Source organism: Phocaeicola dorei, from assembly GCF_013009555.1.
In the GTDB taxonomy this organism is placed as follows: domain Bacteria; phylum Bacteroidota; class Bacteroidia; order Bacteroidales; family Bacteroidaceae; genus Phocaeicola; species Phocaeicola dorei.
Map to the genome: position 1 here is coordinate 5,519,626 of NZ_CP046176.1, position 15,127 is coordinate 5,534,752.

A 15,127-nucleotide genomic window follows, 5' to 3' on the forward strand; every position below is an offset into this window, starting at 1 on the left:
GACTACTATAAACGGATACATGGTACCTGTATGTGTATACAAAGGAGATACTATTCCAGCTGTACAGTTACCTAATGTATACATTTTCAGACCATTAAAATTCAAAAACGAAAAAGAAAGACGGGAATACTACCGCTTGGTAAGGAATGTGAAGAAAACCCTGCCATTAGCCCGTGAAATTAACCGTGCTGTAATAGAAACTTACGAATATATAGAAACATTGCCTGACAAAAAAGCCAGGGAAAAGCACCTGAAACTCGTAGAGAAGGGACTAAAAGAGCAATATACACCGATTATGAAGAAATTAACCTTTTCACAGGGCAAACTGTTGATAAAGTTAGTAAACCGTCAGACGGATTCTTCCTCTTATGAATTGGTAAAAGCTTTTATGGGACCCTTTAAAGCCGGATTCTATCAAACTTTTGCAGCACTTTTTGGTGCCAGCCTGAAGAAAGAATATCATCCGGAAGGAGAGGATCGACTGACCGAACGGGTGGTATTGTTAGTTGAAAACGGACAAATCTAACTGATTCCTACTGTTTGAATTTTACTCTTATTATCTGAATTTCATTAATTTATTGGCAAACTCCCATACAATAATCCCTGTCGTTACTGATACATTTAACGAATGTTTTGTACCATACTGGGGAATCTCGATGCATCCGTCACAGGCATTGACTACTTCCTGTTGTACCCCTTTCACTTCATTTCCCATTACGATGGCATATTTCTTATCGGCATCCAGTTCCAGTTTATCCAGCAAAGTACTGCCTTCCACCTGTTCGATAGCCAATACGATAAACCCTTGATCATGAAGTTCCTGAACGGCATCAAGCGTATTCTTTTTATATCTCCACTCCACCGAATTCTCAGCTCCTAAAGCTGTTTTATGCATTTCGGGATGGGGAGGAGTGGCTGTAATACCACATAAATAAATGCAATCTACCAAAAATGCATCCGATGTGCGAAACACTGATCCTATGTTGTGTAAACTGCGTACTTCATCCAGCACCACTGCTAAAGGCAACTTATCGGCTTTCTTGAATTCGTCTACAGTAAGCCGGTTCAGTTCTGTTATTTTGAGTTTCCTCATACTCTATTTTCTACTTTATTATTAACGGTTACAAACTTACATAAAAATCTATGATCTTTACGCCTATATAATGAAAAAGAAGTCTCCCCTACTCTCTTTTTATTTTTACTTCAGTCCCAAATCCATCTGTTTTACAATTGGATTTCTTTATACAAAAAAAGATAATAACTAATTCACATCCCCCTGTTGATAACGGTTGAAAACATGTAAAAAGGATGAGGATATCATTTCAAAAGTATTTCTTGCATATTTCAAATAATGGTATAACATACACTTAAAATCAACAATCCAAAAATTAATCACATAACTTAAACAATCAATATCAACACAATTTAATCACTATTATAGGCATTCATAACCATAAAGTTTTTAACTTTGCATATTATCAACAGTTTGTTAATAGAACAAGTAAAGACAGTATAATCAGTGCTTAAGCCAGTTGATTACTTATTCATATCTCACTATTACAAATGAATAACTTATCAGGCAAGGAAAAGAGTACTATTTTTACTAACAATATGAACAGACTATTATCAATACCATATTTCTTTTTTTGAAAGAAGAAGAAAAAATATAGATATAATGAATAAAGAAGAATGGTTGAAAAAAGGGTATGTTACCGAACCGGTAGACAAAACTCTGGATTTGAAGACTGAAATTGATAAGTTGCGTAAGGAAAAGAATGCGCTTATCCTAGGTCACTATTACCAGTCGGGCGAAATACAAGATATCGCCGACTTTGTAGGTGACAGCTTGGCGCTGGCACAATGGGCGGCTAAAACGGATGCTGATATCATTGTGATGTGTGGTGTTCACTTTATGGGTGAAACGGCTAAGATTCTTTGTCCTGATAAAAAAGTGCTGGTACCGGACTTGAATGCAGGATGTTCATTGGCTGACAGTTGTCCTGCTGATGAGTTTGCTAAGTTTGTTAAAGAGCACCCGGACCATACAGTGATTTCGTATGTTAACACTACAGCGGCTGTTAAAGCGGTGACTGATGTGGTGGTCACTTCTACCAATGCCAAGCAAATCGTAGATAGTTTTCCGGCAGATGAGAAGATTATTTTCGGTCCGGATAGAAATCTGGGTAATTATATCAATTCGATTACAGGACGCGATATGTTGCTTTGGGATGGTGCCTGCCATGTGCACGAACAGTTTTCTGTGGAGAAGATACTGGAATTGAAAAAACAGTATCCTAACGCTGCCATTCTGGTTCATCCCGAATGTAAAGGAGCCGTTTCCAAACTAGCCGATAAGGTTGCTTCTACGGCAGGACTTTTAAAATATGCCATTACTAGCGACAAGAAAGATTTTATTGTTGCTACGGAAAGCGGTATTCTGCACGAAATGCGTAAGAAATGTCCTGAAAAAAACTTTATTCCCGCTCCTCCCGAAGACAGTACCTGCGCTTGCAATGAATGTAATTTTATGCGGTTGAATACGATGGAAAAGTTGTACAATACATTAAAATATGAATGGCCGGAAGTGGCAGTGGATGAAGCAATAGCTGAGGAGGCGGTGAAACCTATCAAGAAGATGCTGGAAATTTCGGAGAAGCTGGGATTATGACTTTTGTAAAAGATAACAAGATATGGTTGATAAAAGACGTTTCTGTTGTTCCTAAAAGTAAAAGGGAATTCTTCTGGAAAAGATTTATGATAGGATGTATCATCGGAATAGGAGTGACATTGCTGGTTCTGTTTTATTAAAGACTTGTTTTGACGGGATAATGGTTCTCATGGAAATCATTATTCCGTCAAAATTGTTTTCAAAGGAAAACAAAATACTTATTTTTATGAGAGTCGATGGAAGTAAACAAATGATATAACTAATTTTATACAGTTTTACTTTTTTACGCCTTCAGAAATCGGCAAAGCTTCTCTACGGCCAGCGCACGGTGACTGATTTTGTTTTTCGTCTCATTGCCTAGTTCGGCAAAAGTTTTAGTATATCCTTCGGGCACAAAGATGGGGTCGTACCCGAAACCTGACGAACCTCGTTTTTCTTTGATAATCTCACCTTTTACAATTCCTTCGAACAAATGCTTCTTTCCATCCAGAATTAGGCAGATAGCTGTACGGAACTGTGCCTTTCTGTTGGGGGCTCCCTGCATATTCTGCAATAATTTTTGCATATTGGCTTCCGCATTGTGTCCTTCACCTCCGGCATAACGGGCGGAATAAACACCCGGCGCACCATTCAAAGCTTCCACCTCCAGGCCCGTATCATCGGCAAAGCAGTCCAGACCATAGTTTTCAAAAATATATTCCGCTTTCAGCATTGCATTACCTTCCAGTGTATCGGCTGTTTCGGGGATATCAGCATGGCAGTTAATATCTTTAAGGCTTAATAATTCCACCTTTTCACCCAAGATAGCAGAGATTTCCTCCAATTTATGGGCATTGTTTGTAGCAAATACTAATTTCCTTTTCATTTTATATTGTATTTATTGAATGCAAAGATACTGAGAATGAACCAAAGTAAGATAATTCCTGACAGAATAATATAGGTGAAAAGGTAAATAATAATTTGTTTGCTATGTTTATTTTCAATTTTTGATTATCTTCGTTGGTATCATTTGATACTTGATAGTATGGTATATATAGAAACGCCTCATTTGTTGTTACGGGACTGGAAGGAGGAAGATATTCTTCCGTTTGTCCGCATGAACAGTGATAAAGAAGTAATGGAATTCTTTATCACTACTTTGACACAGGAAGAGACGATGGCTTTTTATTGTCGTATCCAGAAAGAATTTGAAGAATATGGTTATGGTTTGTATGCTGTAGAATGTAAAAAAACTCGGAATTTTCTAGGCTATGTAGGTTTTCATAATATTGCTTTCGAATCGGATTTCACTCCCGGAGTGGAAATAGGATGGCGGTTGTGCCGGGATGTATGGGGAAAGGGATATGCCACAGAAGCCGCCTCTGCCTGTCTGGATTATGCGAGTGATAATTTACCTTTTAAAACGGTATATTCATTCACTGCCATACCCAATAAACGTTCTGCACGGGTCATGCAGAAAATAGGAATGCATTTTGAAAAAGAGTTCGATCATCCTTTGGTGGAACAAGAGCATTGGCTATGCAGACATGTATTGTATAAAATAGAAATTTGAGAGAATAGGATAACCGATATGTGGTAATCTTATCATTGCTTCATCGTTCTGTTTCTGCATTGAAAAACAGGACGATGAAGCAATGGTAAGAGATTATTTTTTAGTTACTTTATTTTTAGTTTGTCGAACCCTTCTCCATACACTCCTACCACATTACTTTGTGATATAAATGCATTGGGGTCAATATCTTTCACCAATCGGAATATATCCAGTGACTGGCTTTTTTTGGCTAATACCACTACGACTTTGATTCCTTGTTTGCTATACCATCCTGTACCATCTAATAGGGTAACTCCACGGTCTATTTGTTTGGTGATTCCTTCGGCTATTTCATCATGTTTGCGCGAGAAAATAAGGAACTGTACAGATTGGCGTGAACTGTTTATTACATAATCAATCACAATGCTCATGATAAACAATACGCAGAAACCAAACAACACTCGTTTCCAATCATGGAATATGAAATAACAGGAGGATATGATGACAATATCACAATACATCATCATGCGGCCAAGGGTTACATCTTTGTATTTATTGATAATCCAAGCAATGATATCCGTACCACCGGTACTTCCATTATTGCAGAAAACAATGCCGATACCAAATCCCAGTAAGCCGGCACCTACTACACAAGCCATGAATTCTTGTCCTGGTCCTAATAATTGCGGCAGTGTTCCATCCGGACCTTTCAACAATGTTTGAAAGAGCCATAACAGAAATGTCAGCATAAAGATGGCATAAATGGTCTTCAGACTGAATTTAGGTCCTAATATTTTCAATGCGAATCCTAGAAAAACAGCATTGATGATGAAATAAGACACTTGAATCTCTATTCCCGTAGCATAATAAATAATTGCCGCGATACCGGTTACTCCGCCTGTAGTTATTTGATAAGGCAGTAAGAAAGCCGCCCATCCCAGTGCATAGCAAATCAGTCCGAAGGTAATGGCTAAATAGTCTTTTACCTCTCTGCCTAGTTTGATTTTTAATATTTGGTCCATGGTAATGAGGATTGTTTTTAATATAAAGTAGAAAGGTGTGTCAAAAGTTACTGCTTTTGACACACCTCAAGTATAGTATCGATTATAATACGATATTTACAATTTTCTTCGGAACGATGATTACCTTTTTCGGGGTTTTGCCTTCAATCCATTTCTGGGCTTGTTCATTTGCCATAACTGTTGCCTGAATGGTATTGTTATCGGCATCAGTAGCGAACTCCATGGTGAAGCGTGCTTTACCATTGAAAGAGATAGTGTATTTTACAGTGTCTTCTTTTAGGTAATCTTCATTGAATGCAGGCCATTGTGCATCGCATACGCTGGTGGTATTTCCCAAAGCTTCCCAAAGTTCTTCTGCATAATGTGGAGCGAACGGGGCTAACAGGATGATGAGATTGCTCAATACCTCTTTATTGCGGCATTTCAATGAAGTCAGTTCGTTTACACAAATCATAAATGCACTGATAGAAGTGTTGTAAGAGAAAGTTTCAATATCTCCGGTTACCTTTTTAATCAGCTTATGAATTGCTTTCAACTCTTCTTTAGTCGGTTCACTTTCTACAGGCAAGAATTCGTCTGTGCGGCTATAAAACAGATTCCACAGTTTTTTCAAGAAACGGTGAACACCATCGATACCATTAGTATCCCAAGGCTTGGACTGTTCTACCGGACCGAGGAACATTTCGTACATACGCAGCGTATCGGCACCGTATTTTTCGACAATCATATCCGGATTGACTACGTTGTACATGGATTTACTCATTTTCTCTACTGCCCAACCACAGATATATTTTCCATCTTCTAGGATAAACTCAGCGTTGTTATATTCAGGACGCCATGCTTTGAAGGCTTCGGTATCCAGAATATCATTGGATACAATATTCACATCCACATGCAATGGAGTGGTTTCGTACTGGTCTTTCAGGTTCAGTGACACAAATGTATTGGTATCTTTGATACGATATACAAAATTGCTTCGTCCCTGAATCATTCCTTGATTTACCAATTTCTGGAATGGTTCTTCCTTGATGCTTACGCCTAGGTCATGCAGGAACTTATTCCAAAAACGAGAATAAATCAAATGGCCGGTAGCATGTTCTGTACCACCTACATAGAGGTCTACATTCTGCCAGTAGTGATCTGCCTTTTCTGATACCAGTGCTTGGTTGTTATGTGGGTCCATATAGCGCAGATAGTATGCGGATGAACCGGCAAAGCCCGGCATGGTATTCAGTTCAAGTGGGAATACATGGACATGGTCAATTAACGTATTTTCCACTACTTCGCCTTTTTCTACATCCCAAGCCCACTTGGTGGCATGTCCCAATGGAGGTTCGCCTGTTTCAGTCGGCAGGAATTTAGCCACTTCGGGAAGTTCAAGTGGCAATTTAGAGGAATCAATCATATAAGGCATACCATCTTTGTAATATACGGGGAACGGTTCGCCCCAATAACGCTGGCGTGAGAAGATGGCGTCACGAAGACGATAGTTCACTTTCACACGTCCCAGGTTGTGGGCTTTCACATATTCTTTGGTAGCTGCGATAGCTTCTTTGATGGTCAGTCCGTTCAAAGAAAGGTCACAGTAAGGAGTGACATTCTTGCGGGGTGAGTTGCAAACAATACCTTCTTTGGCATCGAAACTTTCTTCACTTACATCACAACCTTCTACCAACGGAACGATAGGCAGGTTGAAATGCTTTGCAAAAGCGTAGTCACGGCTGTCGTGAGCAGGAACCGCCATGATAGCACCTGTACCATAACCTGCCAATACATAATCGCTGATCCATACGGGAACAGCATCGCCGGTAAACGGATTGACAGCGTATGAGCCACTAAATACACCGGTCACACGGCGGTCGGCGATACGTTCACGTTCTGTACGTTTCTTGGTACGGTCTAGATAGGCTTCTACTTCTGCTTTCTGTGCTTCGGTGGTAAGTTGGGGAACCAGTTCACTTTCCGGAGCCAATACCATGAAGGTTACGCCGAACATGGTATCTGCACGGGTAGTAAAGATGGTGAATTCAATATCGCTGTCTTTCACTTTGAATTGTACTTCCGTACCTTCCGAGCGTCCGATCCAGTTACGTTGTGTTTCCTTCAGTGAATCAGTCCAGTCCACGGTGTCTAGCCCGTTCAGCAGCCGCTGTGCGTAAGCTGAAACACGTAAACACCACTGACGCATCTTTTTCTGTACCACAGGGAAACCTCCACGTTCCGAAACTCCGTCCACCACTTCATCATTGGCAAGAACAGTTCCCAATTGCGGACACCAGTTCACCATTGTTTCGCCCAGATAAGCGATACGGTAGTTCATCAGGATTTCCTGTTTTTCTTTTTCGCTTTTGGCATTCCATTCTTCAGCGGTGAAATGTAGTTCTTCGCTACAAGCGGCGTTTAATCCTTCGTTGCCATATTTAGAAAATGCTTCCGCCAGTTCGCTGATGGGACGTGCCTGCTGTTTGTCATTGCAATAATAGCTATTGAACATCTGTTGGAAAGCCCATTGAGTCCAATGGTAATAACCGGGCTCACAAGTACGTACTTCACGGTCCCAATCAAAAGAGAAACCGATTTTATCCAACTGTTCACGGTAGCGGTTGATATTGTTCACAGTGGTGATGGCAGGGTGTTGTCCGGTCTGGATAGCATATTGTTCTGCAGGAAGTCCGTATGCGTCATATCCCATCGGGTTCAGCACGTTGAAACCTTGCAAACGTTTGTAACGGGCATAAATATCACTAGCAATGTATCCTAGTGGGTGTCCTACGTGTAAGCCTGCTCCCGATGGATAGGGGAACATGTTTAATACGTAGAATTTCTTTTTGCTTTCGTCTTCGGTTACTTGATAGGTATGGTTCTCTACCCATCTTTGTTGCCATTTCTTTTCAATCTCTCTGAAATTGTATTCCATGATCTATTTTTGTTATTTAATATCTTTGTTATTAAGTGGTTGCAAAGATAATGAAAGTCGTGGAGATATATGGAAAGAACAGGAAATAAAAAACTTTTTTATCATGTATATATATTTGTTTTTATTTACATTTTTGGGAGTGGTATATATTAGTTATATACATTACAAAATTTATTGTATTTATTTATACAAATAGCAGTTGTAAGATATAGATGATAAGGTTGTAAGATTTATAATCTTCCGTGGATAAGATTATAAATCTTACAAGTATATTATTTAGATGTTTAAGGTATAGGTGTATTATTTTTCCTGTTTCAATACGAATTCCTTGCTAAAATCATCTACCAAACAATTAATTTCCATAACTTTGCTTCCATCAATACATCTAATAGCTATGAAGTACTTTTTCCTCTTCCTACTTTTATTTTTAGGTAAATACTCTGTTTGTGCGCAGCACATGATATCTAAGCAGCTTCCTTTTTTCTATCAACTTTCGTCCAATGAGATTTTTGATATCTATCAGGATAAAGAAGGATATTTGTGGATAGGAACCACTAATGGGCTGGCACGGTATGATGGTTTTCGCTTGCAGCCTTTCCGGTCTGATTATAAGAATCTGAATTTGCTTACAAATAATTCAATTTCAAATATAGTGGATAATTCTCGCTATGTATGGATCGGTACATGGAAAGGATTAAATCTTTATGATAAACAAGCTTGTAAAATAATTCCTTTTCCGGATACAAGATTGTTGGATAAGGGAATTAATTATATGGCAGCAGATAAGGAAGACAATATTTGGATAGGAGCTGGTAATACAATATATAGATGTAATTCTACAGCTTCTATTGCGAGGGAATATGATATTTTCGGCTCGCAACAGAATAAGCATGTCATTAATTTTGTTTATCAGGATAGAGAGGGAAATATGTGGGTGCTTACAGGAGGAGGCTTATTCAGGTATGATGATAAGTCAGATTCCTTTATTACTTATCCTCCATTAGGTAGGAACAATGCGCCTTATACTATGTATCAAGACCAATCAGGAAATTACTGGATTGGTACGTGGGGCGAAGGACTATGGCAGTTCTTTCCAAAGAAAGAAGAGGAAGAATGTTATAAAAGACATCATATTATCAATTCCAGAAGTGGGGAAACGGAACCGATCTTTTATAGTATGACGCAAGATAATACATTCGGCTACTTGTGGCTATTGTCTTATAATGAACTTTACGCCTTGCAATATACCGAAGAGGGTACATTGGTATCTGTGGATATACATGATTTGGTAGATACACACATGATGTACACTAAAATCATGAAAGACAGAGAAGGGAATCTGTGGCTGGGGTCTTATGATATGGCATATACTATTTTCTTTGATAATTCGAAGATTGATAATTATCCTTTGCCGCAACTTAAAAAACACATGGGTTGGGATGCGAATATCTTGAATCTTTGCTTGGATAAAAATGATGTAATGTGGGTCAATCAGGATAGATACGGGCTTTGCCTGTATGATTTGTCACAAGATCTATTTGCAGATAATAGTGGTAATAATTTGTCAAATCCGGGCGAAGTAAGCATTATTGTGAAATCCAAGCTTAAGGAAGGAGTATGGATCAGTCCCAGATATGGTGCACGGGTAATGAGAATGACTCATCAGGGTATGAAGATACAGTTGGAAGAGGATATTGATTTGGAAAAACAAATCTATAATCCGGGAAATATCAGGGACTTGGTTGAAGATAATAAAGGTAGTTTATGGATTTTTAGCCAGTCGGGGCTTTATGTAAAGCGTCCTGATAATTCTATTTTACTTGCAGCAAGTTCTGATTTTCCAGAGATGTCTTCCTTGACAAGTGATAGGGAAGGTAACATATGGGGAGTGTCTACTGATAAAAAGGTGTACAGGTTAAGCTGTATTGATAGGAATATATCTTATGAATTAAAAGCTTGTATTCCAGTTCTTTCAGGACAGGAAAATGTAAATCATGCCTGTATAGATAGGGAGGGTTGCTTATGGTTGGTTTCTTCTTTAGGGAGAATATTCAAATCGGATACGAATAAAGAGGCATTTGAAAATATGGCTTTGGATAATCAGATAGATGATTGCTCTGTGTTGGGGTTACTTGCTGATGAAAACAATGTGTGGATTATAACTAACAAAAAGGTGCTTCAATATAATATTTATCAGAAGGTATGTATGAATTATGCCACTTCGGATGGGAATATATGGGTTGATGTATTCAGGTATAGAGCGATAAGCAGGGACAGACAAGGAGGGCTGTATGTAGGTGGGCATCGTGGTTTTATACATATTCAGTCTGGTAGTGTCTCATTGGCGGATAAGATACAGTTTTCTCCTGTCGTTACGGATGTAAAAATTGAAAATAAAAGTATATTCTTTGCTGAAGATGAATCACTTCATACCATCAACCGGATTTCTTTGGCCCCCAATTCCAGAAATATAGAAATATTTTTTTCATCGCTTATCTATTCATTGAATTCCAAGGTAGAGATGGCTTATAAATTGGATGGAGTAGATAAGGATTGGGTATATCTGTCCTATGATAAGAATTCTGCTTTTTATAATCAGTTAAAGAAAGGTACTTATTCATTCTGGTTAAAATGGAAATATGGACAAGGAAAATGGATGGAAGGCAAAGTTGTATTGGCTATTGTCCAGGCTCCGGCTTTTTATGAAACTTGGTTGGCATATATGGTTTACCTTGTTTTGATTGTACTTGCTGTCTATCTGTCTTTTCATACTTATGCGCAGCGTATTAAAATCAAAAATGAAGTGAAACTAAAAGAAGAGCTGGCACGGACAAAATTGAACTATTTTACAAATATCTCTCATGAATTACTAACTCCGCTGACAGTCATTTCTTGTATTACTGACCATTTGGAACAAAAAGTTCCTGCTATCCGACAACAGTCTGTAATACTGAAATCCAATGCCGACAAACTGAAACGGTTAATACAGCAGATTTTGGACTTTAGAAAGATGGATGTGGGAAAAATGAATCTGAATGTGTCCGAAGGAAATATCAGTGAGTTTATACAGAATATTTGCAAGACGAATTTTCTTCCTCTTGCTCAAAAGAAAGGCATAATTTTAGAGATTGACGTAGAACCATTGGAAATTAAAGGTTATCTGGATTTTGATAAGTTAGACAAAATAATATATAACCTGTTATCGAATGCCGTAAAATACACTCCCGAATATAAATGTATCAAAGTAAACGTATACCTTATAAATAAGGAAGGAAATAAGGTCTTGGTTATCAAAATAAAGGATGAGGGAATAGGTATCTCATCCAAAGAAATCAATTATATTTTTACTCGTTTTTATAGTAGTAAGAAACAGGTGGGAATCGAATCGAATGGTATCGGGCTTTCTTTGACGAAAGAGTTGGTGAATCTTCATCATGGAACTATCACAGTAGACAGTGAATTAGGTAAAGGTACCTGTTTTACGGTAGAACTTCCCATTGACAGAACGGGGTATAAGCATGATGAAATAGTGGACGAGTTGGAAAGTGTGGCAATGGATATCACCGAATGTGTAATTGTGGCAGAGGATGATGTTTCATCTGATGGAGATACGGATAAATCTACTCTTCTGTTGATAGATGATAATGCAGAATTACTCTATATCATGAAAGAAATATTTAAGGAAAAGTATAGTGTATGGACTGCGGCAGACGGACAGCAAGCTTGGGATAAACTAAGCAACCATGAAGTGGATATGATTATTTGTGATGTGATGTTGCCTGATATCAATGGTTGGGAGCTTTGCACTCGTATTAAGTCGGATTTGCGTTTTAATCATATTCCGGTGGTCATACTTACTGCGAAGAACGGCATTGATGACCGGATAGCCAGTTATGATGCCGGAGCGGATGGTTATATTGCAAAGCCATTTGAAATGAAAGTACTTTTTGCCCGTGTGGATAATCTTATCAGATCGTTTAAGATGCGTCAGGCGGCTTTTCGTAAAGAAGAAGACGTCAATTTGGAAACTTTAGCTTATCCGTCTGCCGACAAGTTGTTTCTGCAGTCTATAATTGAAAGCATAGAACAACATCTGGAAGAGTCTGAATTTGATTTGGAAAGACTTTCCGAAGAAATGAACATGTCCAAATCTACTTTATACCGTAAAATAAAATCTATGACCGGATTGACACCTTTGGACTTTGTACGCAATATAAAGATGAAGCGTGCCTGTATGATGTTGCTTGCGCGTACTCAGACCATATCTGAAGTGGCATACGCTGTAGGTTTCAGTAATCCTAAGTATTTTACGAAATGTTTTAAAGAGGAATTTGGCGTGACGCCTACCGAGTATCAGCAGTCACATATCAAGGCCTGATAAAAGAAAGAGGGGATAAATTTCTGTCATTAGGGTATTGAAACGTTTCATGAAAGGATTTTATACCTTCTGTAAAGGGTTTCAATACCCTATTTTTCCAGGATATGGCTTCTTTTGTTTCATGATTCTTAAATAATAAAGCATGAAGAAAAAGAAGTTACCATTAGTCTGTTGGGATAGTATCAAATTACTAACTGCACTTTTCCTGTTATGGGGAGTTTGTTTCGGAGCAGATGCGTATCCGGGAAGTGAATATCGAAAACAACTTTTTGATTATGATTGGAAATTCAAGTTGGGGGATTATCCTGACGCTTCATTGAATACATACGATGATGCTGATTGGAGGATACTTGATTTACCTCATGACTGGAGTATAGAAGGAACCCTTGATCCGGAAAATCCGATGGGGAATGATGGAGGTTATTTTCCGGCAGGGACGGGATGGTATCGTAAGTCATTTGAAATACCTTCTAAGCATAAAGGCAAGAAAGTGGGTATTTACTTTGAAGGAGTTTATATGAATTCAGAGGTCTTTATTAATGGAAAATCCGTAGGAATCCGTCCTTATGGATATTCATCCTTTTATTATGATCTGACTCCTTATCTACGTTATGATGATAAGAATATTATTGCTGTACGAGTGGATAATTCGCAGCAGAAAAATTGTCGCTGGTACACCGGTACAGGTATCTATCGGCATGTGTGGCTGACAGCGATGAATGCTGTTCATATAGAGCATTGGGGGATAGCTATAACTACTCCTGAGGTAAGTGAGGAGAGAGCTGTTGTACAAATAAAAACTATTTTGAGAAATGAAACTTCTTCTGACAGACAGATTACCTTGACAACAAAGTTGACTAAAGGAAATGATGAAGCCGGAAAAGGAGAAATAAAAGTGGATTTGCCTGCCAATGGAATAAAGGAAATAACACAAAAAATTTTTGTGTTGTATCCTGCTTTGTGGAGTCCTGAGACCCCTCATTTATATAATGCACACTTTCTAGTGACTGAAGCGAGTGATGTAATAGATAGTACAACGGAATCTTTTGGTATTCGGACGGTTACTTATTCGGCTGAACAAGGATTATTCTTGAATGGCAAGAGAATTATTTTAAATGGTGGATGTTTACATCATGACAACGGTTGTCTGGGGGCAGCGGCTTATGATCGTGCCGAAGAACGGAAAGTAGAATTAATGAAGGCTGCGGGATTTAATGCGGTACGTACTTCGCATAATATTCCTTCAGAAGAGTTCCTCCATGCCTGTGATCGTCTCGGATTATTGGTTATAGATGAAACCTTTGACGGTTGGCGTGACAGTAAGAATCAATATGACTATTCTATTCTTTTTGATCAATGGTGGCAACGGGATATCGAATCCATGGTTCTTCGTGACCGCAATCATCCTTCTATTTTTTGTTGGAGTATTGGCAATGAAGTAATTGAGCGTAAAAAATTGGAAGTGGTCACTACAGCTCGGAAGTTGGCCGACTATGTACATAAGTTTGATCCCAGTCGTCCGGTAACTTCTGCTTTAGCTGCTTGGGATAATGACTGGGAAATATATGATCCATTGGCTGCCGTACATGAAATAGTGGGCTATAATTATTTGCTGCATCGAGCGCCGGTTGATCATCAGCGTGTACCTTCCCGTGTCATTATGCAAACCGAATCTTATCCACGAGATGCTTTTGCCAATTGGTCGTTGGTAAATGGTCATGATTATATTATTGGTGATTTTGTTTGGACGGCTATTGATTATTTAGGTGAATCGGGTATCGGGCGATTTTATTATGCAGGTGAGTCGGAAGGTGAACACTATCAACGTAACCATTATCCTTGGCATGGGGCCTATTGTGGAGATATTGATTTGACAGGTTGGAGGAAACCTATATCACATTATCGTGACTTGTTGTATAATCCTGATAAGAAACTTTACTTGGCTGTAAAAGAGCCGGATAATTATTATGGTAAGGTGAAGGAAACCTTATGGTCTGTCTGGCCTACTTGGGAAAGCTGGAATTGGCCGGGACATGAAGGAAAAGAAATAGAGGTGGAGATTTATTCCCGATATCCCAAAGTACGTCTGTATTTGAATGATAAGCTGATAGGCGAGAAATTCACAGGGAAGGAACAGCAATTCAAAGCAGTCTTTCTTGTTTCATACGAGCCAGGAATATTGAAGGCGGTAGGTGTGGAATCCGAGATAGAAATAGAGAAAACGATCTTACAGACTGCCGGAAAACCTGTGAAAATTCAATTAACGGCCGATCGTACAAAAATAAAGGCAAATGGTCAGGATTTGAGTTTTATCACAGTAGAAATAATAGATAAGGAAGGCATTCTGGAGCCGAATGCTGATAATCAATTAACTTTTGAAGTGAAAGGGGCAGGTACTATAGTGGCTGTGGGAAATGCTGATTTGAAAGACACGGATAGCTATATCGGTTATCAGCGGAAAGCATGGAAAGGGCGTGCTATAGTGGTAGTAAAAAGTACACGGAAAGAAGGTAAGATAATGTTGAAAGTGACTTCTCCCGGATTGGTTCCGGCTACTGTATCCATTCGTACAAGTAAATAATAATAACCTTTGTTTAATTCTAAATATAAT

The 15,127-nt window shown here is 38.7% G+C and carries 9 protein-coding genes; 5 read left to right on the top strand and 4 right to left on the bottom strand.

The genetic code is table 11. From position 1 onward, the window contains the following. The first annotated feature begins 19 nt into the window (after window positions 1-19). Window positions 20-526 (top strand): DUF4294 domain-containing protein, encoded by a 507-nt coding sequence (locus GKD17_RS22645; RefSeq protein ID WP_007847909.1) that lies wholly within the window; start codon window positions 20-22, stop codon window positions 524-526. 30 nt (window positions 527-556) lie between these two features. Here GKD17_RS22645 and GKD17_RS22650 read toward each other — a convergent pair whose 3' ends face one another. After that, on the bottom strand, window positions 557-1,093 hold the full coding sequence (locus tag GKD17_RS22650; RefSeq protein ID WP_007834196.1) for an RNA methyltransferase: 537 nt from the start codon (window positions 1,091-1,093) through the stop codon (window positions 557-559). A gap of 582 nt (window positions 1,094-1,675) precedes the next feature. Here GKD17_RS22650 and nadA point away from each other — a divergent pair. Beyond that, on the top strand, window positions 1,676-2,668 hold the full coding sequence (nadA, locus tag GKD17_RS22655) for a quinolinate synthase NadA (RefSeq protein ID WP_007834198.1): 993 nt from the start codon (window positions 1,676-1,678) through the stop codon (window positions 2,666-2,668). Window positions 2,669-2,951: 283 nt separating this feature from the next. On the opposite strand, the gene GKD17_RS22660 is transcribed toward nadA, so the two are convergent. Beyond that, window positions 2,952-3,533, bottom strand: coding sequence for a non-canonical purine NTP diphosphatase (locus tag GKD17_RS22660; RefSeq protein WP_007834200.1), 582 nt, complete (start codon window positions 3,531-3,533; stop codon window positions 2,952-2,954). 159 nt (window positions 3,534-3,692) lie between these two features. On the opposite strand from GKD17_RS22660, the gene GKD17_RS22665 reads away from it, so the two are divergent. Continuing rightward, the gene (locus GKD17_RS22665) at window positions 3,693-4,220 is read left to right on the top strand and encodes a GNAT family N-acetyltransferase (protein WP_007834201.1); all 528 of its coding nucleotides are present in this window, start codon (window positions 3,693-3,695) and stop codon (window positions 4,218-4,220) included. A 104-nt stretch (window positions 4,221-4,324) separates the two neighbouring features. Here GKD17_RS22665 and GKD17_RS22670 read toward each other — a convergent pair whose 3' ends face one another. Together GKD17_RS22670 and leuS are read right to left on the bottom strand one after the other, a co-directional pair. After that, on the bottom strand, window positions 4,325-5,221 hold the full coding sequence (locus GKD17_RS22670) for a YitT family protein (protein ID WP_007834202.1): 897 nt from the start codon (window positions 5,219-5,221) through the stop codon (window positions 4,325-4,327). An 82-nt stretch (window positions 5,222-5,303) separates the two neighbouring features. Continuing rightward, a complete protein-coding gene (gene leuS, locus GKD17_RS22675; protein ID WP_007834203.1) occupies window positions 5,304-8,138 on the bottom strand; it encodes a leucine--tRNA ligase in 2,835 nt (944 codons plus the stop codon). Window positions 8,139-8,532: 394 nt separating this feature from the next. Here leuS and GKD17_RS22680 point away from each other — a divergent pair, with 394 nt between their 5' ends. Further along, entirely contained in the window at window positions 8,533-12,516 is a 3,984-nt protein-coding gene (locus GKD17_RS22680; protein WP_032935966.1) for a hybrid sensor histidine kinase/response regulator transcription factor, read from the top strand. A 142-nt stretch (window positions 12,517-12,658) separates the two neighbouring features. Beyond that, window positions 12,659-15,097, top strand: a complete 2,439-nt coding sequence (locus tag GKD17_RS22685) for a sugar-binding domain-containing protein (protein WP_007834209.1) — start codon at window positions 12,659-12,661, stop codon at window positions 15,095-15,097. Window positions 15,098-15,127: the final 30 nt, after the last annotated feature.